14 protein-coding genes are annotated in these 22641 nt (G+C 62.0%); 9 read left to right on the top strand and 5 right to left on the bottom strand.

The features are described from left to right. Window positions 1-48 precede the first annotated feature (48 nt). The 5 genes from FJ443_RS21300 (at window position 49) to FJ443_RS21280 (ending at window position 13463) form a co-directional block, all read left to right on the top strand. On the top strand, window positions 49-9858 hold the full coding sequence (locus FJ443_RS21300) for a DUF5801 repeats-in-toxin domain-containing protein (protein ID WP_348641936.1): 9810 nt from the start codon (window positions 49-51) through the stop codon (window positions 9856-9858). Between the two features lie 26 nt (window positions 9859-9884). Then, on the top strand, window positions 9885-10253 hold the full coding sequence (locus FJ443_RS21295) for a hypothetical protein (RefSeq protein WP_140665718.1): 369 nt from the start codon (window positions 9885-9887) through the stop codon (window positions 10251-10253). Between the two features lie 453 nt (window positions 10254-10706). After that, window positions 10707-11906, top strand: a complete 1200-nt coding sequence (locus FJ443_RS21290) for an ABC transporter substrate-binding protein (RefSeq protein ID WP_140665715.1) — start codon at window positions 10707-10709, stop codon at window positions 11904-11906. Between the two features lie 19 nt (window positions 11907-11925). After that, window positions 11926-12612, top strand: a complete 687-nt coding sequence (locus tag FJ443_RS21285; protein WP_140524689.1) for a thermonuclease family protein — start codon at window positions 11926-11928, stop codon at window positions 12610-12612. Between the two features lie 104 nt (window positions 12613-12716). Next, the gene (locus FJ443_RS21280) at window positions 12717-13463 is read left to right on the top strand and encodes a GGDEF domain-containing protein (protein WP_140665713.1); all 747 of its coding nucleotides are present in this window, start codon (window positions 12717-12719) and stop codon (window positions 13461-13463) included. A 124-nt stretch (window positions 13464-13587) separates the two neighbouring features. On the opposite strand, the gene FJ443_RS21275 is transcribed toward FJ443_RS21280, so the two are convergent. From FJ443_RS21275 to FJ443_RS21255, 5 genes are all read right to left on the bottom strand, one after another. Next, window positions 13588-14400 carry a formylmethanofuran dehydrogenase subunit C gene (locus FJ443_RS21275; protein ID WP_140665710.1) on the bottom strand — a complete coding sequence of 271 codons (813 nt, stop codon included), beginning with the start codon at window positions 14398-14400 and terminating at the stop codon, window positions 13588-13590. Then, window positions 14397-15305: a formylmethanofuran--tetrahydromethanopterin N-formyltransferase gene (gene fhcD, locus FJ443_RS21270; RefSeq protein ID WP_140515165.1), complete on the bottom strand. Its 909-nt coding sequence runs from the start codon at window positions 15303-15305 to the stop codon at window positions 14397-14399. The genes FJ443_RS21275 and fhcD overlap by 4 nt, the downstream gene beginning before the upstream one ends. Beyond that, window positions 15293-16924 (bottom strand): formylmethanofuran dehydrogenase subunit A, encoded by a 1632-nt coding sequence (locus FJ443_RS21265; RefSeq protein WP_140665707.1) that lies wholly within the window; start codon window positions 16922-16924, stop codon window positions 15293-15295. Before FJ443_RS21265 ends, fhcD begins: the two co-directional genes overlap by 13 nt. Further along, the gene (locus FJ443_RS21260; RefSeq protein WP_140498161.1) at window positions 16918-18024 is read right to left on the bottom strand and encodes a tungsten formylmethanofuran dehydrogenase; all 1107 of its coding nucleotides are present in this window, start codon (window positions 18022-18024) and stop codon (window positions 16918-16920) included. The genes FJ443_RS21265 and FJ443_RS21260 overlap by 7 nt, the downstream gene beginning before the upstream one ends. Before the next feature lie 118 nt (window positions 18025-18142). Beyond that, window positions 18143-18523 (bottom strand): 4a-hydroxytetrahydrobiopterin dehydratase, encoded by a 381-nt coding sequence (locus tag FJ443_RS21255; RefSeq protein ID WP_140498164.1) that lies wholly within the window; start codon window positions 18521-18523, stop codon window positions 18143-18145. 157 nt (window positions 18524-18680) lie between these two features. On the opposite strand from FJ443_RS21255, the gene FJ443_RS21250 reads away from it, so the two are divergent. Genes FJ443_RS21250 through mch form a run of 4 tightly spaced genes read left to right on the top strand, consistent with a single transcriptional unit; the run spans window position 18681 to window position 22637 of the window. After that, window positions 18681-19652, top strand: coding sequence for a beta-ribofuranosylaminobenzene 5'-phosphate synthase family protein (locus tag FJ443_RS21250; RefSeq protein WP_140524695.1), 972 nt, complete (start codon window positions 18681-18683; stop codon window positions 19650-19652). A 30-nt stretch (window positions 19653-19682) separates the two neighbouring features. Next, on the top strand, window positions 19683-20576 hold the full coding sequence (locus FJ443_RS21245) for an NAD(P)-dependent methylenetetrahydromethanopterin dehydrogenase (protein WP_140566625.1): 894 nt from the start codon (window positions 19683-19685) through the stop codon (window positions 20574-20576). Between the two features lie 46 nt (window positions 20577-20622). After that, the gene (locus tag FJ443_RS21240) at window positions 20623-21684 is read left to right on the top strand and encodes an ATP-grasp domain-containing protein (RefSeq protein WP_246681234.1); all 1062 of its coding nucleotides are present in this window, start codon (window positions 20623-20625) and stop codon (window positions 21682-21684) included. Next, complete coding sequence (gene mch / locus FJ443_RS21235) at window positions 21681-22637, top strand: methenyltetrahydromethanopterin cyclohydrolase (RefSeq protein WP_140515161.1); 957 nt, start codon at window positions 21681-21683, stop codon at window positions 22635-22637. The genes FJ443_RS21240 and mch overlap by 4 nt, the downstream gene beginning before the upstream one ends. Window positions 22638-22641 lie beyond the last annotated feature (4 nt).

Raw genomic sequence — 22641 nt, 5'->3', positions numbered from 1 at the left:
GTCACGGCGACCGATGGCGACGGCGACCACGTCACACAAAGCGCCGACATCTCCCAGACCATCGTCTTCGAGGATGACGGGCCGAAGGCCGTCGGAACCGCCTCGATCACGGCGAATGTCGACGAAGACGGGCTTGCCGGGCACAACCCAGATGCCGGCAGGCCGGGTGAGACGGGAGCGATCGGCCTTTCCGCGACCGTCACGGGCGCTGCCGGCGCGCTGACCGCGCTCGTCGGCTTCGGCGCCGACGGCCCGGGCGCCCAGGCGTTTCATCTTGCCTCGACGGCCGTGCCGGCGGATTCCGGCCTTACGTCGCAGGGCGCGCATGTGCTCATCGTATCCGATGGGAGCACCTTGCATGGTTATGCCGAGGCAGGAAACGGCGCCGGCTTCTCGGCCGGCGACCGCGAGATCTTCCAGCTGACCGTGGGGGCCAACGGCTCCTACGTCTTCACGCTCAAGGATCAGATCGATCATCCGGCGCTGGACGGCCAGGCCGGAGACAATGGTGAAAACCAGCTGACGAGCCCGATCGATCTTTCCTCGTATATCGTCGCGACCGACGGTGACGGCGACTCCATCCCCCTTGGCGCCGGGACCTTCCTGATCCAGGTCCTCGACGACATTCCGGTGCAGACCAGCGCCACCGTCTCCGGCAATGTCGGCGAGGACGCGCTTTTGCTGGCGAACTCGAATGGTCATTCCGTCGGCAATCCCGACGGAGATGGCCTCGGCACGGTCGCGACCGGTTCGCTGAGCTCGCTGGTCTCCGCCGGGGCGGACGAACCCGGTTCCTTCTCGCTGATCCAGAACCCCGCTGGCTTGCCGGCGGCGACATCGAAGGGCGAGGCGATCGTCTACCACGTCGACGGCACGGTGCTGACCGGCTATGTCGAGAGCGGAACACCCGGCCTCGATGCGGGCGACCGCAAAGTCTTCACCCTCGATGTCCAGCCGAACGGCACCTACACCTTCACCTTGCTGGACCAGATCGACCACCTGCCGAACTCCCCCGCCAACGATGACAACCAGAAGCTGGTGCTCGACTTCACACATGCGCTCCAGTTCACCGACGCCGACGGCGACACGATCGCGATCACCGGCGAGACGACGACCACCACAGCCACGACAGGCCTGAGTCTGCATTCCGGCCATTACGGCACCTATACCGTGGGCGGCGTTACGTTCGACGGACTAACGTTCAAGGGAGCCTTGGCTCACGATTTCAACAATGGCGCCGGAAGCGATTCCTTCAACGTTTCGGGTCAGGGCGTCGGCATCGGCGACAATCATATCCATGACAATGAGGGCTTCATCTTCTCGCGGCCCGGCACCGATGCGGTGAGCTTCACCATCAACGGCAACGGTTCGGGCACAATTTCCTGGGAAGCCTACAATGGCGCCGGCGTGCCGGTTTCCGGCAGCTCCGGTTTCCAGATAGGAACGATGACTGTGCCGGCCAACGGCTCAGTCGTCACGATCGACCCGGCGGGCACGTTCGACCATCTGGTGATCCGCTTCGATCTCGACAGCGGCGACAAGATCCGCGCCGAAAATTTCCTCTATACGTCGACCACCACCACCAGCGGCGGCGTCTTCACCATTGGCATCGAGGACGACATTCCGGTAGCGCTGAACGGCAGCGCCACTCTTCCGACCGTCTACGAAGACACGCTGACCGGCCTGTCGAGCGGAAATTCGGAAGGCGGCAGCCAGCCAACCTCGGTTACGTTTGGGGCATCGGCCTTCGTCCCACTGCTTTCGATCGGCGCTGATGACGACGCGACTTTCTCCTTCAACGTCGAAAAGAATGGAACTCAGGCGGGCGTGTCGTCGGGGGGATCGGCGGTTCATTTCGTTGTGGGTGTCGATGCCGTCGATGGCGTCGCGGCGGACGGTCGCACCGTATTCACGATTGCGGACAACAACAACGGCACCTTTACGCTGACGCTGCTCGATCACCTCGACCATAGCCTCAATTCCGGCGACAGCGGGACGATGGCGATCGACATCGGCTCGCTCTTCAAGGCGACCGACTTCGACGGCGACAGCGTCAACCTGGCCGGCACGTTGAACATTGTGGTCGAAAATGACAGGCCAGTGATCGCTGCGGCGGAGGCCACCGTGGCGGAAAGCACCGCAGCGGGTTCCACAAACGCATTCAACGCGGCCTCCGCGACCGGCTCGCTGGGAATCTCGTGGGGAGCCGACGACGCCAATCCCAACAGCGGCATTCACGACCGCTCGGTTGCCTTCAATCCGGCGTTGGCCGGCGTCCAGGCTGGCCTGACGTCCAATGGCGATGCCATCACCTACACTCTGTCCAGCAACGACACCGTGCTGACGGCGACCGCCACGCACAACTCGGTCATCCGCACCATCTTCACCGTGTCGATCAACGATCAGACGAACGGCAACTATTCGTTCAACCTGGAAGACAATATCGACCATCCGGCTGGAGCCGACCACAACGACAAGGCCCTGTCCTTCGGCTTCAACGCGACGGATTCGGATGGCGACAGCACGTCGTCCGCCTTCACCGTGCATGTCACCGACGACATTCCGGTCGTCACCAGCCCTGCGGGTACGGGCAATGTGTCGGAGAGCCTGCTGCCCCTGGTACAGCCGACATCAGGCAATCTCAATATCGACTGGAATGCGGACGACAAGGGATCGAGCCATCTCGAATTCGCGCGCGGTCCCGGCAACACTCTCATGGCGCCCGAAGAGCTGACCTCGGGCGGCGTTTCGCTGGACTACACAGTCCGTCTTGCCGCCAACGGCGTCGATGAGGAACTCGTCGCCTTCAAGCAAGGCGACACCGTATCCAATCCCGTCTTCATGGTGACCCTGAACGGCGTGGGCACCCCGACCTTTGTCTTCACCCTCTGGCAGCCGCTTGACCACGACCACATCGGCGGCAGCGACGCCTCGCTGCCGCTCGGCTTCACCATCAAGGCCGTCGACGGCGACGGCGACTCCGTCACCCAGAGCTTTACGGTCAATGTCGCGGACGACGTGCCGGCGGCAGCGATGAATGCACAGGTCCAGCTCGATGACGACGCGCTGGGCGGCAATCCCGATGGCACCGGCGATGTCACTCCCGACACAGCCCACGCATCCGGTACGCTCGGCCACACCTACGGCGCCGACGGCGCCGGTACGACGCTGCTCACCGGCGCAACGCTGCCGGTTGCGGGCGGGTTCTCGGTGACCTCGAACTCGGGAACCGACCTGATCATCAGCCAGATGCAGAACAACGTCGTCGTCGATGTGCTGAAGGTGCATCTGGCCGACACCACATCCGGCGCCTACACGGTCACGCAGCTTCATGCGATCGAGCACCCTGCCGGCGACGACGAGAACAATCTGCAGTTCGGGGTCAACTACACCGTCACGGACGGCGACCACGACACGGCCACCGGCACGCTGTCGATCGATGTCGACGACGACACGCCGACGGCGAGTGTGAGTGCCTCGCAAAACGTCGCCGAGGGCACAACGGTCACCGGCGTGCTGGACTTCGTCGCCGGCGCCGATGGTGCCACGGTGACGCAGATCAACGGCAAGACCCTGGTGTTCGGCGCCGATGGCTACTCGCAGCCAATCGTCTTCGAGCACGGCACGATGGCGGTCATGGCGAATGGCAGCTACACATTCACCGCGCAAGGCGACGACGTCTATCTTACTGGAGGCACCGCAACCGGCACCTTCACCGTAAAGGATGGCGACGGCGATACGTCGACCGCCAACTTCGGCTTTGCGATAAACGACACCACCAACGACACGACGGTCAACCTTAGCGCCTCGACGGTGTCGGAAGGAGCGGTGGCCAACTACGTCTTCACGGCAACACTGTCGAACGCCTCCCAGGGCGTGACCACGATCACAACCAACCAGGGCGACATCACGATCGCGAACGGCCAGACCACCGGCACGCTGACGATTGCCTCAGGCAATGATGAGGACGTCTATCTCGACGCGTCGAGCCGGACCGCGACCATCATCAACACCAGCGGTGGCAATTTCGAGCATCTCCTGGTCGGCGCCGCAACGGCGACGGCGCAGGTCACTGACACTACCAACACGGTGACGGCGACGCTCACGTCCTCAACAATCCCGGTCTCGGAAAATGGCGGCTCGATCCTTTATACGGTGACGCTGACCGGCACTCCTGGTTCGGTCGCACCGACCGCACCACTGACCTTCACGCTGGCCAATGGCGAGACAGTGACAGTCGCCACCGGCGCTACAACAGGATCCGTGACCCACACCTACACGGACGCCCAGATCACCGACCAGGCGAATATTTCCAATTCGATCGCGTCGGTGCAGTCGGGGGGCAGCGAATACGAGCATCTGGTCACGGCGGGCTCGACCACTGTCGACGTCAACTACTTGACGACGCTTACCGGTCTGACGCTGCAAGCTTCGGGCGGGGATACGTTCGTCGATGAAAAGGGCCTGGATATCCGTAGCGGCGAACCTGCGGGATCTGGCGAAAACGACAACAATCCGGCTACCAATTTCGATCCGTCGGAAAGCAACACCGGCGCCTTCGGTTTCACATCGCCCGACGGCCTGGTCACGATGACGATCGGGACCACAGCGCTGACCTTGTCGGAGTTACAGGCCGCCTCGCCTGGAGCGCCGGTGACCATCTTGGGCGGCCCGGCCTACGGATTGCTCCAGGTGACAAGCTTTGTCGGAGACGCGACCGGCGGCACGGTGACCTACAAGTTCACCTTGCTCGACAATGTCACTCATCCGAATACAACGGCGGATGCGACGCCCGGTGACCGTGGCCTCCAGGATCAGGTGTTTGCGAACTACGGTGTTGTCGTTACAGACACCGACGGCAGCAGCACCACCTCTTCGCTCGACATCGCGATACGCGATGATGGCCCAACGGCCCACAATGACACCGATTCCTTCGGCACGGGCATCATAGGCAGCTCGATCCTCGGCAATGTGACAGACGGCACCGGCACCAACGAAGGTCTGCACGGCACCGGTATCGACACCCTGGGTGCCGACGGCGCCAGGATCAGCGGCGTCACTGGCTCTGGTGGATCGGACACCGATGTGGCTGGCGGCGGCTTCGTCGTCAGCGGCCAATTTGGCACGCTGGCTCTGCAGGAGGACGGCAGCTACGTCTATACCCGTGTCTCCGGCCTGGCCGGCAGCGACGTGTTCACCTACACGCTGAAGGACGGCGACGGCGACACCTCGACCGCGACGCTGACCGTCGGGCTCGACAGCACCGGTCAGCCGACCGCCACCTCGTCAAGCATCGTGGTCGACGAGGACGATCTTGCCGCGGGCGTCCACAACACCAATAGCACGGGCGACGATACGACTTCGAACCCCGCGGACATATCGCTCGGCAGCTATGGACCGGACGGGCATGGCTCGCTCAGCTTCGACGTTGCCAATGGCGACACCGTCATGGACGGCGCTTTCACAGTGAAGCATGACGGCGTCGCGCTCCACTATTACTACGACACGGCCTCACACACCTTGTACGGCACGACCGACACGTCCGGCGCGACGGCCGCAGCCAACCACGCCGTCTTCAAGATCGAGGTCAACCAGACAGCGGCGACCTATAACTTCACGCTGCTGCAGGAGGTCGATCATCCGCAAGGCGGCGGCGAGAACGACATCAATCTTTCGCTTGGGTACACCATCACCGACTCCAACGGCGATCACGCCCACGGCGCGATCGGCATCAAGATCGACGACGATATGCCGGTGGCGAAGGCGGATACCGTGCAAGTAGACGAAGGCAGCAAGCCGACGCTCAATGCGATCCTTGTGCTCGATCTTTCGCTCAGCATGAACAGCGATCCCGATGGCGGGGGCGGCTTCACTACCCGGCTTGCACTCATGCAGTCGGCCGTCCAGAATTTCCTGAGCAGTTCGACAGTGATCTTCAACCAGATCACGATCTACTCTTTCGGAGTAGGAGCCGAGCTCGTCGGCCAGTATACGATCGGCGAAGGCAACTACATCCAGAGTGCCATCAACACCGTAAACGGGTTCAATTCGAATAGTCTCTCGGCTGGCACGCAATATGACTCCGCCGCCAACCTGATCGACGGCAGAAGCAATAGTGCCTATCGCTACGCGAATTTGCCGCATCCCACGGCCGACGCCACCAACATCTACTTCCTGAGCGACGGCGACCCGCAATCGGGAGCGAGCCTGGACGCGAACGAGCAGACCAGTTGGAGTAATTTCCTGGCCACCAGCCATGTGAACCAAGTCTTCGCGCTTGGCTTCAGCGATATCGCCAATACAACCTTCCTGGCGCAGATCGCCTCGCGCCCAGGCGATATTGCCGAAGCGGTGACGGATCCGACCGAGCTTTCATCGACGCTGGCGGGTGCGCTGCCATCGTCCGCCTCGGGCAGCATTCTTGCCGATCATGGCCTTGGCGCCGATGCGTTTGGCGCCGACGGCGGCCACATCCAGTCGATTGCGATCGACGGTACGACCTATACGTTCAATGGAACGAACGCCATCAGCCTTTCCGGCGCATTACCCGGCGCGCATCTGCTTGCAAACGACGGCAAGTCGATCGAGGTGACCACGAGCGCCGGTGGGAAGCTGACATTCTATTTCGCCGACGAGGGTATCCATCATGCGGGCGACTACGATTACACCGCACCGGTGAACGTCAATGCGGACAAGACCGAGACATTCCACTATGTCCTGGTGGATGGCGACGGCGACACGGCCGGAGCGGATCTCACAATAACGGTCCACAATATTCCTGAACCGCCGCGCATCGATCTGGACAATCATGCGACAACAACTGGCAATGTGACCGACAATTTCTCGTCTGGTAACTATAGCGGCGGCACGGGATGGGCAGGCAACTGGACGGAGACCAGCGATGACAGCAGCGCATCCGGTGGCGATATCCGCATCGTAAATGGGCAGTTGCGCCTCGGCGACAATTCGAGCAACACCGGCGGGGATGCCTTCATTCAACGCAATGTGGATTTGTCGAATGCCACGAGCGCAACGCTGACGTTCGACTATAACAAATCCGGGCCGGACGGTGGCGAAGACCTGATCGTCCAGGGATGGAACGGAACGGCCTGGGTTGAAATCGGCCGGATCGACGGGGACTCTGCCGACGGCAATGGCAGCATGAACATCGCGCTAACATCATCGTTGATCTCAGCCAGTTCTGCTATCCGTTTTGTTGCCGACGATAACCTCGACCAAAGCGAGTACTACTATATCGATAACGCGAACATTGCCTGCTCCAGCGTCGACACAGCCACCGGCAGCACCGCTACTTTCACCGAAGGCGGTCCGGCGGCGGCTATCGCCACCGTCAATTCGCTGATCACCGATGCAGACAGCGCCGACATGGCCTCGGCCACGATAGTACTGACCAACAAGCAGGCCAGCGACGAGTTTGTCATCGCCGGGACGCCGGTTTCAGGCGGCGACATCGGCACGGTGAACGGCATCGGCTATAGCGTTGCCGACAATGGCTCGCAGGTCACCATCACACTGACCGGCAATGCAGCGAAAGCCGACTATGAAACGGCGATCGAAGCCATCGCCTTCCACAACACCTCGAACGCCCCGGCGACAGTTGACAGGACCGTGCAGGTCACGGTCAACGACGGAACGTCGAATTCCAACACCGCGGTCTCGACGATCCATGTCGTGGCGGGGAACGACGCTCCGACGCAGACTGGCGACCATGCTGCGACCGTGGCAGAAGGCGGCACTTACGTCATCACCACTGCCGACCTGAACTTCACCGACCCTGACGACACTGCGGCGGGTGTGACATTCACGGCATCCTCGCTTACCAACGGCATCATCCAGGTCAACGGCGTGACGCAGAACACTTTCACCGGCACACAGTTGCAGGCCGGTCAGGTGACGTTCACCCACAATGGTTCGGAGACGACAGCGGCGAGCTTCCAGATCAATGTCGAGGATGGCAACGAGGACAGTAGCACACCGGTCAACTCGGCGTTCGATTTCACCGTTACGCCGGTGAACGACGCCCCGATCGGGGCCAATGACTCGATCATCATCAGCGCGACGACAAACGAGACTGTCACAATTCCAAATTGGGCTTTGCTGCTCAACGACAGCGACCCAGATGGAAACAGCCTGACTTTGACCGCAGCCTCCGGGGCAACCAGTGGAACCGTTGCTTCGGACGCATCCAATGTGACTTTTACCGACGTTGGCAACAATAATGGCCAGGCGGGTGGATCATTTACCTACACGCTGTCGGACGGAACTGCGACGGATACAGCAACCGCAACTGTTTCGCGTGATACGAGCGGAAGCTTGGACGGCACCGCAAACGCTGACATCCTGATCGCCACCAGCGCGAGTGGTGAAACTATCAACGGAGGCGGTGGCAACGACATTCTTGTCGGTGGCGCAGGGGCAGATACCCTGACTGGAGGAACAGGCGCCGACACCATGATGGGGGGGGGCGGTGCCGATACCTTTGTGATTGCGAGCGTCAATTCGCCGGGGACAACCGGCGGCATCCTGAATTCCGGAACCATAACCGGCTTTGACGTTATCACCGATTTCGATCCTACGTCCGACAAGCTTACGCTGGCTGGGACACCCTTTGCCGCCGCCAATGTCGGGATTCCCACCCATGTCGATGGAACAAATTCCAGCCTGACCATCGGCAATAGCCTGATCAGCCAGCATAGCATTACGAATGGCATCATCACGTTCTACAACGCATCGAACACGGCAGTGGCGCTGGGGTCAGCGGCGAACGTCGCCGCTGTTGTCCAATATCTGCACAACAATGATCTGGGTAACGCTGGCGTGACGGTCGCCTTCACCGCGACTTACGGCAGTGCCAACCACACCTTCGTCTACGAGCAAGTTGGAAATAATCCGAACTCCGCCAATGACATTCTCATCGATTTGCAAAATGTACCGGGCGGTATCTCCAATCTGGGGACATTGATTGGCAACGGTCACATAGATCCCATTATCCTCGACCTCAACCACGACGGCTTTGCCTTCTCCGACCTCAGCCACGGCGTTCAGTTCGACATCAACGGCGATGAGACAAAAGATCAGATCGCATGGAACACATCGCACGACGGCATGCTGGCGGTCGATCTCAACCATGACGGCAAGATCGACGACGGCACGGAACTGTTCACGCCGAGCTTCGGCGGCGGCAAGTTCGCCAGCGGGGCGGCGGCACTCGCCTCGCTCGACGGCAATCATGACGGCGTCATCGATCACAACGACGCGGCGTTCAGCAGCCTGCTGATCTGGAAGGATGCCAATGCCAACGGCACTAGCGAGGCCGGGGAATTGTCACACCTCGCTGATAACGGTATCGTCTCCATCAGCACGGCGGCCAACCCGGCCGTGGGCGAAATCGACGGACAGACCGTGACAGGCAACGGCACGTTCCAGATGGCGGACGGCACCACCGGCAACTATGTCGAGGTCGAACTCGACACCTCGCTCGGTGCCCCCGCACAGCCGACCGTCGCCTCCGACGGCACGAAGACCTTCGCCATCGGCTCTCTCGAGGTGACCGATCTGATCGCCGACTTCCACGACGGCGCCAAGGGCGACCAGATCGATCTTACGGCATTGCTGAAGGGCCTGGCCGGCGTCACCGATCTCGAAGCCGGCGGCTTCGTGGAGATCGCGCAGTCCTCGGCCAATGCGGCGAACGCCGAGGTCAAGGTCGACACCAATGGCGGCGGCGACAACTATCACACGGTGGCCGTCCTTGAGAACTATACGTTCCACAGTGCGGCCGAAGCAGTCAAAATACTCTATGACGACAGCCACGGTACCAAGCAGGACGTGGCCTAAGGGGCGAAAGGAACGGGGTGAGCAACATGAACAGAATCTTGCGGGTGGCTTTGGGGGCCGGTCTGCTGTCGATCTTGTCGACGGGCCTCAATGCCGCCGACATCATCGAAGGACCCACCGGCGATTATTGCGGTGTCGTCGGCACCTCCAACCTGGTGCTGAACGACAACATCGTCGATCTCAGGGATCAGGTTGTGAAGCTGATGGACGAGTCGGTCGTCGTCGCCAACAGCTCGGAGTGGATCAATTCGTCCCGGCCGGTTTTCGTCTGGGCCTCCGAAGCCAAGGTCGCCTGCGGCATGGCTTACGGCTATCTTAAGACGAACTACAAGGACGAAGACACGCTCAACAAATGCGAGTGTTTCCACGATCGCATGGTCGAGTACATGCACTGACCGGATAGGCAACCTGCGCCTGTTGGCCACCATGGCAGCGGACGGATCAACTCCTGAAGGCGATCGCCGCAACGATCGCCCTGGCCGGCATTGGCCAAGTCGTCACGCTGGCTTGCGCCGACCGGCTGGAGCAGCCTCCCATGGCACAACCTCCGTCGTCCGGCTCGGCGCAGCCGATCCCATTGTGACGCAACCGCAGTGTGGTATGCGACAGACATTCAAGGCGTTCGCGAGCTATCAGCCGACCGTGCCGTTGCCGATGGCGACGTTCGGCGTTTCCGCGTTTTCGTCGGACCGCGATACCTTCTCAGGGCAAGCGCGACGGGTCGGGGCGCTGAGGGCCCGGCTCTTCGGCGGCTGAAGAAAAACAGGACGGCACGACCAGTTCGCCGTAACATGCGTCGGAGACCAGACCGGGAATAATAAGCCGGCGGTGAACAGGGTGGGACAATCATGGAAGCTGGCCGACGGGTCCGTGGGCTGAAGATTTGGGCAACCGCCTTCGCGCTCGCCGCGGTATTGTCGGGCTGCCAGTCGAAGGGGGGCGTTACCGAAGCGCTCGATCCGGCGGCGATTGCCGCGCCTGCCGGGCAGGACGGCGCCCCGGCCGCCGGCCCGGCCCAGGCAACCCAGTCGATGGGTGCCGGTTCGACGAAAATTACCATGCTATTGCCATTATCCGCCTCGGGAACGGCGGGGGAAAATGGCCGCAAGATGCTCGATGGCGCCAAGCTCGCGATGACCGATATCGGCAATGGATTGCTTACGCTGACGGTGGAGGACACCAGGGGCGACAACGCACAGGCCGGCAAATTGGCGCTGCAAGCCCTGACGACCGGCACGAAAGTCGTCATCGGGCCGACCGAACTGCCGGCAGCCCAGCATATCGCCACATTGTCGGGATCGAAGCGGCCGCCCGTGCTGGCGCTTGCCGACAATTTCGCGGGCGGCGCCGGTGTTTATGCCGTGCGCCTCAGCGAAGCGGACAGTGCGGCGGCGGGCGCTGCGGGCATCGCCGCAAAAGGCGGAAAAAAATTCGTATTGTTTGTCGCGGGTGGCTCGAATGCCAGCACGGTCGAGAAGCGGGTCGCCAACAGTCTCAGCATCTATGGCGCGACGCTCGCCGTCACCGTTCCATATTCGGCCGGCGACAGCGCCGCCAAGGCGGTCGACGAAATGGCCTCGCTCGTGGACACTCCCGACGCTGTCATCATTGCCAGCGGCGATGCCAGCCCGTCGCCGATACTTGCCGCTCTCAAATCAAAGGGCATTGCGGGCAAGGCGACCTCCGTCGTCGGAACCAGCCGTTGGCTGGAGCATCCCATGGAACCATCGTTCGAGGGAGCCTATATCGCAACGCTCGATCCGGGCGAAACCGGGCCGATCGCCGATCGCTTCAGGACGACATACAATTATCCCGCCGACGTCAACGTAGCCTACGCTTATGATATGGTTGCGCTGACTGCAGGAATTGCCAGCGCGGTCGGACCTGACGGTTTCAGCAAACAGGTGCTCGAAAATCCGAGTGGATTTCGCGGATCGACCGGCCTGTTCCGCTTTCGCGCCGATGGATCCAGCCAAAGATCGATGCCATTCTATCGGATAGAAAAGGGTGCGCTCAAACTGGTTGCCAAATCGACCTCGGGGTTCTGACCGTCCGGTAACGAACGCTGTGCTGGCCCGCCTGGTCATTACGGTCGGAGGCCTCGAGCTGCTGTTCGGGATTGCCCTGATCATGCATGCCGGAGCCTTGCTTGCGACCGACAGGCCTGCCCTTGGGACTCGTGTCGAGAATGCCGGGCAACCAGCCCGGTCGCAGACGACTGTTCTCGACGGAAGATGGCGAGAAGCGCGCAGGGTTGCCGAGGGCATTGTCGCGCTGCCGTCGATTGACCTGCCCGAGATCGAGCGGATCGAAGCCCGGCCGCCGCTCGGCGACCTCGGCCTCGCCGTGCCCCCTAAAACGCCCATGCCAGATGACTGGCGCGAAACCCTGCTCTTCCGGCCAATGGCAACGTCATCGGCGACTTTCGAATCCATGGGACGCAAAGTGGCCGTCAGTGGTGTGGCCAGCATAGAACCGGAAGCCACCTGCTCGTTTCACGATGTCGCTTGGTCCTGCGGCCAGCGCGCACGCGCCGCCTTCAACTCCTGGCTGCGTGGGCGCGCGCTGAAGTGCTTCATGCCGCCGGAGATCGAGCGTTTTGCCATTGCCGCGCCGTGTAGCCTTGGCAAGCAGGATGTCGGCGCCTGGCTTGTGTCCAACGGCTGGGCGATCGCGCTGCCCACCGGCATCTATGGCAAGGCGCAAGCAGTCGCCGAGGACGCGGAGGTGGGAGTTTTCGGCCCGCCGCGATAGGCGAAATCGATTCACGATTCGCACATCGATCAAATTGTATGGTTTGCCGCAACTGAAATTGCGCATGCCGGCGCTATGCTCGCCGATCTGACAGGAGATTGGTAATGGCACAAGCCGAAACGACCGCCACCGAGCCGGTATGGAAGAGTGTCGCGTGGCTCGCCGTCCTGGGGACCGTTGGCAGCCTTGCCCTCTCAGTGGGCCTCAATTACCTGCTGTTGTTCAGCGATGTCTTGACGCCGTTCGCGCGCAGCATGGTCACTGCGGTGCTGCTGCCTCTGATCATCGGTCTGCCGCTTTTCGTATTGATCGGCTTGAAGCAGGCCCAGATCCGCGGCTACCGGCGGGAGCTCAACAGGGCCGAGACCTATGACAGGGTGACAGGCTGCCTGAACGGCCCGGTTTTCACCTCGATGGTCGAGCGGCGCGCGGCCAGGCCGTCAGCGCCAGGGCCGCGCTCGGGCGCCTTCCTGGTGATTCATGCCGAACACCTTCGCTCCATAAATCTTCGCTTCGGCCCAGATTGGGGCGATGAGGCCTTGCGGCTCGTCGCATCGGCCATTCAGTCTTCGGTCCGCAAGGAGGATATGGTAGGTCGCATAGGAACATCGATGTTCGGAGTCTTTCTTCCAGGTACGACCGAAGCGGAGGCCGCGGAAATTGGCGAGCGCATTCGGGCAAGCGTCGCGCGGGTCTATTTCGCGCCCAAGGGGACCGAGGACGTTCTGGCGATCAGCCTGGGAAGCACCGTGTTTGAAACCGAGCTTGGATTCGAGGACATGTTTCGCTCAGCGGAAGCGCAATTATCCGCCCGCGCATCCGCCGAAACGCGCCCTACAGGTCTCCAATAGCCCGGTGTAACGTGACCGAAGCCAATACCTGGCGGCAAATCGACGTTTGGACACATTCCTAAAGCTCAGCGAGCAGGGCCGATCGACAGGCACAAGCACTTGATCGATCTCGTTGCCGGAAACCTCATCGGCGCGGAAAGAGAACCTCGCCCATTCCAAGCACCGCGTTGTCGCCGCCATATTTATGTGGTGCGCTCCCCAGCAGCGGCCGTTTCAAAATGCCTTCGGCGATCAGATGACGATCGATGATGGTGGCAAAAACGCTCTCGGGCGCGCCACACTCGACGAAGCTCGGCGACAGATGTCCTGGCGCGCGATCAAGAAGGATCGAACCGCGACGCATCAGGTAGCCGGGCATTTCACCGATGCCACCGGCTACCACCAGCGTGCCCGCGATCATGCGACTGCCGGCATAGTCGCCCGAGCCTTTCAGCACCGAGATCAGACCGCGCCGCATCCGGTCTGCGGCGAAGGCGCCCGCCCTGCCCCTGACGATCAGCACGCCGCCATTCATGCCGGCCAGTTCGCCGACGAGCGGCGCACCAAGGTGATCGCCGGCATTGCCTATTATCTCCAGCCTGCCGCCGCGCATGCCAGAGCCGGCGTGCGGCCCCGCATTGCCTTCGATCGTCAGCTTGCCGCCGCGCATGGCGCGCCCGGCCTGCGCGCCAGTATTGCCGATCACGCGAACCGATCCACCTCCCATGCCTTGCGCCACCCGGTCGAGGCGCGCGCTTCCTCCTTCGAAGACGATGCTTAGCGGATCGCTGCCGGCGAGGCGAAAAATGTCGCCCACCTTCGATCCGTGCTTCGACATGCCGATCCGGATTTTTTCGATATCCCGTCTTTCGCTCCCAGCAAGCCGCTCCGGCGTCAGCGGCGACAGGTCGAGGCGCTCAGGCGGTTCGGCAACAAGAGTGAAGGTCAGCGCCTTCATGGCAACATATCCTTCAGCGAATAGATGAACTTACCGAGCTTGCCGCCGTAATTGCCGGCGCCGATGCGAACCGCGCCTTTCTTCGGTCCGATCTGGATGACGGCCTTGATGCCGGCCTTCATCGCCGCGGCAACGGCATCATTGGTCTCACCATCAATGACGATTTCCAGGACGGCGTTGATGTCGGGGCCGAGCTCACTCGCAACCACACCGCGCAGTGTCGGCGCGTAGGCTTCGTTGGCCGAGGCGATCATGCCCTTGTATTTGCCACCTATCTTGGAACCCGAACGGGCGATGCCGCCCGGGAACGGCACGATGGCACCGGGCACCATTCCGATCGCGGCGACCGCGGCCTCGGCCGCGACCAATGCGTTGGCGCTGCTTTCGGCCATGACAAAGAAATTGCCGCCGCCGACGGCTTCTTTCGTCAGTCCGGTTGTTGCCTCGCAGAGGAATTCACCATCCATGACGGGAATGCGCCAGAAATGCCTGTCGCCGATCTTCTTGGAGATTTGCCAGCCGTCGCCGAAATAACGCAGTGCCGAACCGAGCTTGAGCTTAGCGCTGCCCTCCAGCCCGGCAAAGCAGGCGGAGCCCGGCGAAGTCAAAACACACTGCCCGACGCGATTGAGCAGTTGCTTCTGCAATTCATCGGTTCCCATCGCGAAGATCATCACGCGGCAGCCGGGCCGGCCATCCGGGGTGGCTGACGGCGGCAGGTCGGCATCGATTGCCGCTTCGCAGCCGCAACCGATTACCGAGGTGGCGAAGCCGGTCATCGTGATCGCCGCCTGCCGTGCCCATTTCCGGTTCGGCGCGGTGATGATGATGGCGGTTGCCCGCATCCCAAAGGCTTCGGCAAAAGTATCGTCGATCGTTACGCCATTTACGCTCACGTTCGGCATGGCACCTCGCCGAATGGCTGTTCACGCGCAATCGCGGAATCCGGGAAATTGAACCAATCTAAGGACAGGCCGTAGCGCTGCTGGTGATAGTCCTCCAGACGCCGCACCATCGCCTTGTCCACAGGTGGATTAAGCCTGAGGGCCTTGCCCCAGCGGTAATGGATGATCTCCCCGTCCTGCACGACGAGATCGCCATCCTTGAAAACATATGCCGCCTGTCCGAGCATTTTCGCGATACTTTCGTTCCTGCGATAGACAGCAATATCGGCTATCGCGCCGGCGCCGAGATGGCCTCGATCCGTCAACCCAAGCAGCCTGGCCGGCGCTGCGCGCGTCATGATGGCTATTTCCTCGAACGTGTATTCGCGGTCGATTGCGGACAGGGTAGAGTGCGCTAAGGCGGATCGTGAAAGTCCAGCGGCCATTTCGGTGCGTGCTTCCCGCCTCATCAGCAGCTCGAACAGAGCCGGATAAGCGGTAAAGGGTGCACCGTTGGGGTGATCGGTGGTGAAGAACACACGCCAGGGATCGTCGATCAGGAGAAAAAGCTCGAGCCCGATCGCCCACTGCATCGTGCCATAAAAGTCCTTGCCATAGCTGTAGGGCACGATGCCGCCGCCATTGCCATCCCCGTCATGAATGACGGACTTTTTCGGATGCGCGCTGCCCCGCGCCGAGAACTGCCGCATGACGTCGGAGGAGACCGTGACCGTCTGACCGAACATTACCTGACCGATATCGATGGTGACTTCCGGAGTCGTGTTGACAAGCTCGGCAAGCCGCGCGGCGGCGGAGGAAAATCTGCGCTTTCCTTCCGTGCCATAGCCATAGAACTGGAGGTGGGCGAGGTGCATCGGCAGCCCATCCGCCGCCGCAACCGTCGCGGCCGCCGTGTCCGCAGATCCGGGAATGCCCAGATTGTTGCAATGGACATGCAAAGGATGCGGCAGGCCAAGATTGTCGACGGCGGCCTGCAGCGTCTTGACGATGTTGCGCGAGCTGACGCCGTAGGAAGGCACCACATCGTCCAGCGCGAACGTGCGTGCGTTTTCCTTGAAGGCGGCCGCTGCACCGGCGTTGATCACCTTGACCCCGAGCGCTCGCGTCGAGGCGACCGTCCAGGCGACATAGTCCTCGATCATTTGAGGTGTGGCGGCGTCACGGATCATTGACAGCAGGAAGTCGTCGTTGCCGAGAATGGCGAGCGTCGCCTTGTCGATGATCGGGATGTCGGCCAGCTCGAGATGGGTGTGGAGTGCAGATCCCGGCGACATCGCCGGTTCGACGACCGTCGTGAAGCCCATCTTGGCGTAGAGACAGCCGGTCTGGAAGGTCGACCAGCCGGCATTGGAGAGCGGCGTGGTCGCCGGTCGGGCCTGATGGGCGGCATGCTGTTCGGGCAAGAGAAGCCGCGCGGTATTCACGTTACCGCCGCCAATGTGGGAGTGGATGTCGATGGCGCCCGCCATCACGATGCAGCCGGCGGCTTCGATGGTCCGGTCGGCCACCCCCTCAGCCGGCGCCGCGACGATCTTGCCGTCCTTGATCCACAGGTCGCCCTTGCCGAGACGGCTGTTGACGGGGTCGACGATGTCGCCGTTGGCAATTTTCGTCAGCATGGCAATGCCTCGGCGAAAACCCGACTGGCGACCAGGCGAATGATCGTCGCGGCGGAGGGCAATTTCGAAGCAGCGCGGGTATCAGTCGACTTCAGCGAGCCGGTACGGCTGGAATAGACAACCGCATCGTGATCGACTCCAGCTTCGCCAATGGCGATGGTGACCGCGGCGCCTGTGACCGGCTCTTCCGTTTTAGCCAGCGCAATCAGTGCCATGCGTCCCCTTTTTCTCGGGAGTTGGGCAACCGTGGCGGAGATCCGCAGGTGCAGGTCGGCTTCGCCGGCGGCGATCATGCGCGCCACATCGTAACGCCAGGGATCGAATTCCGGGAAGCCCCGCGCAAAGCCCGTGCGCAATGGAAAACCTGTCATCCAGGTCGAGGCGAGCACGCTTCCCCACCCGTTTTCGCTCGCGGGCAGATGAAGACCAGATGCACGTGATTTGCGATTGAGATCGGCGATCAGCCCCTGCAGCATCTCCAACGCCAACCCATCGGTCGCATGGCCTGAAAACAGGAACACGGGAAAATGCGCAGCCGCCAGAGCCTTGGCGAAATCGTTGAAGTTCGACACCGGTCGCGATGTTTGCCGCCCCTTGTACTGCGCCCTCAGCGCCGCCAGCGTGGCGCCGAGGCTAGCCTGGCCACAGGAAAGGAGCGTTGCCTTGCGCCCGTTTTTCAACGGCGGCGCGGACACCCCGTTCGATCCCACCAGGAAGAACTCGCGCTCAATCCCGGTCGAGAGATCGGGCCTGGTCGAGAGATCGGGAACCGTGCCAGCGAGTTCGGTAACAAGATCATGATGGGTTTGTGCGAGTTCGCCCACGATCACCACGATATCGGCACGCCGGCGCGTCTCCCCAGGGGCGACGGTCATCGCGCCCCTGTCGGTAAAAAGCATGGTCTCTCGGGCAAGTGCCGCGCCGTCGGTGTGATCGTATGCCGCGCCAAGCCGCTCGGCCAGCGCGATCGCCGCCCTCGTGCCGTGTATGTCCGTATCAAAGCTGAAAACCGGGCACCGGCTTGACGATAACAGCGACGCGGCATGCGCAGCCGCGCGCTCGACCAGCGCTTCCCGGTTGCCTATCCAAGCAACCGCCATTCGCTACACTACTTTCTGGTGCCGGCCCGATCCTAGACGAAACTGGATTGGCCGTGAACCCCGCTTGCCAGCAGATTAACGAATGTTTTCATACGCTATCAACAAACTCCGACCGCGCTTAATCATATTTGATGTAAGCGAAGCGTTGATCGGTCGCCGGAGTTCCCTCCAGCGCTCCGCCTTCCTTGGCCGGCTGCCACTGGACAACGTCCTCGATCTTTCTCGCCAACTCGAAGTCCTTGTCGGTGATACCCTTCGCCGCGTGGTTCATCAGGCGTACCTCGACCCAGGCATAGGAAGCGGTGATATCGGGATGGTGCCACGCCGCCTCGGCGAGATGGCCAACCGTGTTGATGACCATCAGCGTCGACTTCCAGCTGTGGGTCTTGTATTTGCGCCGTATCCAGCCGTTTTCGTAGCGCCATTTCGGCAACTCCTTCTCAAGCCGGTCGGCAATCTCGGCGTCCGAATAGACCTTCTCCTTGACCGTTTCGCTCATCTCGACCTCCCCGAATTGCTCGGTCCGTCAACACGACAGGCCAAAGCAGAAACATGAATGCACTCTCTTTGGCTTGCTCCCTCGACGAAAACAGTTATCATCGTGGCGGGCACCTAAACTTCCATGATGCATCCATGATGCACCCATCGGGGGGCAGATGTCGAATTTTGTTACCGTACGAGTGCCCGCTCGCCTTCACCTTGGCTTCCTCGATCTCAATGGCGATGCCGGACGTCGCTTTGGCAGCGTTGGGCTTCCGTTGAGTGAACCCGAAACCGTTGTCACCCTGTCGCGGTCCGGCGAGACCATAGTCGAAGGTTCCGAGAGCGTTCGCGCCGGTGAGCACTTGTCGACGCTCTGCAGGCATCTCGGCATTCGCGGCCAGCACCATTTGGTGATCGAACAGTCGATCCCGAGTCACGCCGGCCTTGGGTCCGGCACGCAGATCGCCCTTGCCGTCGCCTCTGCACTGCGAACGCTCCACAACCTGCCTCTCGATGTCGCCGGCGACGCGACCCTGCTCGAAAGAGGCGGCCGATCTGGAATCGGCATCGCAAGTTTCGAAGACGGCGGCGTGATTGTCGACGCGGGCAAGGACGAGCGTGGCGGACCGCCTCCGGTCGTGGCGCGACTGCCGTTTCCCGAAGAATGGCGCGTCATCCTCATCCTCGACCATGCCGGGCATGGACTGCATGGCGAAGCCGAGGTCGCGGCGTTCCGTTCACTGCCACCCTTCCCGACGGCGGGCAGCGGCGAGATCTGCCGGAGGGTGCTGATGGGTATCATGCCGGCCTTGGTCGAGCGCGATCTTGCGGCATTCGGCGCTGCCGTCACCGCGATACAGATGCTGATCGGCAGCCATTTCGCTCCGGCGCAAGGCGGCGTGTTCACTTCAAAGCGGGTCGAGATGGTCGCTCACCGTCTCAATAAAGCGGGCGCCGTCGGGATCGGCCAGAGTTCCTGGGGACCCACAGGCTTTGCCTTCGCGCCGTCGCATGACGCCGCGCTCAAATTCGTCGGCGCGGTTCAGAAGACAGCCGTTGAAGACGGCCTTCAGATCAAGATCGTCAAAGGCAGGAACTCCGGCGCGAAGATCAGTTCGACCGGACTCGGTCTCGTCGGCAGCTGACGCTTCAGATTCCAAGCAGAAAGGCGAGAAATGGCCCGCAAACATATCCTGCATATGCTGACGCCGTTGAAGCACATGAGCCCGTTCGACGTGAACATGGCGCTCGACGCTGGCTTCGACAGCGTGGTCCCCTATGTCGATGTCGACCTTGGTGAGGTGACAGGCCTGGTTCAGGACGCGATCTTTTCGCGCCCGCCGGATGCCGGCGTCGATACCGGCATCTTTATCGCCGGGAAGGATGCTTCGTTGGCGCTCGACATGTTCGATGCCGCGAAGAAGGCGATGGTGCCGCCTTTCCAGGTTTCGGTATTTGCCGACCCGGCCGGCTCGTTCACCACGGCCGCGGCGATGGTGGCCAAGGTCGAGAAGGCGTTGGAGAAGAAATTCGAGCGCGGGCTGAAGGACACGAGGGTGGCTGTTTTCGGCGCCACCGGCGTGGTTGGCTTCTGCACCGCCGTCATCGCGGCAAGGGAGGGCGCCCGCGTCACGCTTGTCGGCCATGACGGCATCGAAAGGGTGAAGCAGATCGCTGCCGAGATCAAAAGCCGATTCAAGATCGGTGTCGATGCGGCTGACGGATCGAGCGATGCCCGGAAAGCCGATCTGGTCGAAGCAAGTGAGGTCATACTGGCTTGTGCGAAAGCCGGCGTCCAGGTGGTTTCAAAGGCCCAGTTGAGAGGCAGCGGCTTGCTTATCGCCGCCGACGTTAACGCGGTCCCGCCCGCAGGCATCGAAGGATTGGCCGTCAATGCCAATGGCGACCCGCTAGAAGCGGCAAAGGTCGTCGGGATTGGCCCGCTTGCCATCGGCAACGTCAAATATAAGGTCGAGTCTGGCCTTTTCAAAAGAATGATCGAATCCGAAAAAACGATCGCGCTCGATTTCCAGGAAGCGTTTTCCCTTGCACGCGAGATTGCCAAATAGCGCCAGATCTCTGCTGATCGCGGCGATTTCAGGCCGGGCATTGGCCATGGCTGCGCGGCGTGCGGGCTACCGTCCGTTGGTCGCTGATTTCTTCTGCGATACCGATACGGTTGCGCTGGCAGAACGAACGACCAAGCTGCCGGGCAACCTACAGGACGGCATCGACGGCGAGCGCATCATCGAGACGCTTCGGCACCTGGTCGGCGAAGACCAGCCGGTCGCCGTCGTCCTGGGCTCGGGCTTTGAGCGGATGACGGAGACTGTCGACGCCGTCGCTCGCCATTTTCCGCTTGCCGGCAATCGCGGCGCGGCGATCAGCAGGATCAAGGACCCGCAACTGCTGGCCGCGGATTGTGCCGAACTCGGCATCCCACATCCGGAATTCCGGTGGGATCGACCGCCTGAGCCAGACAGTTGGGTGGCCAAGACCGTGGGCGGCGCCGGGGGTGGGCATATCAGACAGGCGGCCGGAGAAAGCCAGACCACCGGCCGCTATTTCCAGCGTTTCGTCGCCGGACGCAGCATCTCGGCCCTGTTCGTCGGCGACGGCCAGGCCGCGCGCATCGTCGGCTTCAGCCAACAATGGACTTCCCCCGTCTCCACGGCGCCCTACCGCTATGGCGGGGCCGTGCGGCTGAGACGCTTCGACCGCAGGCGGGCGGCGGTCATCGGCGGCTGGCTTTCAGCCCTGACGCGCCGTGCCGGCCTGGTTGGATTGTGCAGCGCCGATCTCATTCGCGGATCGGATGGCTACAAGCTCATCGAGATCAATCCGCGGCCAGGCGCCACGCTGGACATTTTTGACGAGGCCGACGCGCCGCTGATCGAAGCACATCTGCGAGCTGCAACCGGCGGAACTTACCGTTTGCCACGCTTCGTCGATTCGATGGCTTCAATGGTGACCTACGCCGCGACGCCAATCGCGCGGTTTCCGTCGATTGCGTGGCCCGAATGGACCGCTGACCATCAGTCGCCCGGCACCCCTCTGATTGCCGGCGACCCCGTCTGCACCGTCTTCGCGCGCGGTCCGAACGCCGATTTGACCAGGCGGCTCATCAAGGGGCAAGCCCGCCGGTTGCAACTCCAATGGGAAGGAGACCGGACATGAAAGACGGTTCGGCATTCCTGAACGACAATGCACAGCGCATCGCTGACGGCATGATCAGCGACGCCGAACGGCTGCGGATCGCCGCTTCCAAGGGAACCTTGGGCGAGCTCCTTATCGATGTCGGCGCCAAGGCGCCCGGCAGCGTCGAGGCCGGGCTGCGCATGGCGGAGGCGGCGATGGGCGGTCTCGGCAGCGTGTCGGTGTTTATGGACCGCACGGAGCGGAAATGGCCGTTCACCGTCGAGGTGCGCTCGTCGCAGCCGGTACTAGCCTGCCTAGGCAGTCAATATGCGGGCTGGAACCTGTCTGCCCAGGACTATTTCGCCATGGGATCGGGACCGGCGCGGGCACTCGCCCGCGTCGAACCCCTGTTCGACGCGCTTTCCTATCGAGACACCGCATCGTCCGCCGTGCTTATCCTGGAGACTGCCAAACCGCCTCCCCCAGCAATCGTCGAGAAAGTGAGCAAGGCAACCGGACTGGCAACCGACAAGCTCACCTTCCTCTACGCGCCGACGCAAAGCCTTGCCGGCAGCCTGCAGATCGTTGCGCGCGCGCTCGAGGTTGCCCTGCACAAGGCCAACGATCTCAAATTTCCGCTGGAGAACGTTGTCGACGGCATCGGAGCGGCGCCAATCCCCGCCCCCCACCCGGATTTCCTGACCGCCATGGGCAGAACGAACGATGCCATCATCTATGGCGGCAGCGTCCAGCTCTTCGTAAAAGGGTCGGCAAAAGAGGCCAGCAACCTCGCGGAGAAACTTCCGAGCCGCGCCTCACGGGACTACGGTCAACCCTTTGCCGAGATCTTCAAGCGGTTCAAGGGGGATTTCTATGCCATCGATCCACTGTTGTTCAGCCCGGCCGAAGTGATCGTGACGGCGATCGAAACCGGCGACACGTTTCGCGCTGGCCGGCGTGATCCAAAGATGCTCGAACGGAGCCTCGGTTAGCATG

Origin of the sequence: Mesorhizobium sp. B2-6-1 (assembly GCF_006440475.1) — a bacterium.
GTDB lineage: Bacteria > Pseudomonadota > Alphaproteobacteria > Rhizobiales > Rhizobiaceae > Mesorhizobium.
The sequence above is the reverse complement of the archived record's forward strand: the minus strand, read 5'-3'. Positions and strand labels throughout refer to the sequence as shown.

Excerpts from the sequence above, each read along its gene's own strand:
- FJ443_RS21295 (WP_140665718.1), top strand. The coding sequence starts at position 9,885 with ATGAACAGAATCTTGCGGGTGGCTTTGGGGGCCGGTCTGCTGTCGATC.
- FJ443_RS21290 (WP_140665715.1), top strand. The coding sequence starts at position 10,707 with ATGGAAGCTGGCCGACGGGTCCGTGGGCTGAAGATTTGGGCAACCGCC.
- FJ443_RS21280 (WP_140665713.1), top strand. The coding sequence starts at position 12,717 with ATGGCACAAGCCGAAACGACCGCCACCGAGCCGGTATGGAAGAGTGTC.
- FJ443_RS21275 (WP_140665710.1), bottom strand. The coding sequence starts at position 14,400 with ATGAAGGCGCTGACCTTCACTCTTGTTGCCGAACCGCCTGAGCGCCTC.
- fhcD (WP_140515165.1), bottom strand. The coding sequence starts at position 15,305 with ATGCCGAACGTGAGCGTAAATGGCGTAACGATCGACGATACTTTTGCC.
- FJ443_RS21265 (WP_140665707.1), bottom strand. The coding sequence starts at position 16,924 with ATGCTGACGAAAATTGCCAACGGCGACATCGTCGACCCCGTCAACAGC.
- FJ443_RS21260 (WP_140498161.1), bottom strand. The coding sequence starts at position 18,024 with ATGGCGGTTGCTTGGATAGGCAACCGGGAAGCGCTGGTCGAGCGCGCG.
- FJ443_RS21255 (WP_140498164.1), bottom strand. The coding sequence starts at position 18,523 with ATGAGCGAAACGGTCAAGGAGAAGGTCTATTCGGACGCCGAGATTGCC.
- FJ443_RS21250 (WP_140524695.1), top strand. The coding sequence starts at position 18,681 with ATGTCGAATTTTGTTACCGTACGAGTGCCCGCTCGCCTTCACCTTGGC.
- FJ443_RS21245 (WP_140566625.1), top strand. The coding sequence starts at position 19,683 with ATGGCCCGCAAACATATCCTGCATATGCTGACGCCGTTGAAGCACATG.
- FJ443_RS21240 (WP_246681234.1), top strand. The coding sequence starts at position 20,623 with ATGGCTGCGCGGCGTGCGGGCTACCGTCCGTTGGTCGCTGATTTCTTC.
- mch (WP_140515161.1), top strand. The coding sequence starts at position 21,681 with ATGAAAGACGGTTCGGCATTCCTGAACGACAATGCACAGCGCATCGCT.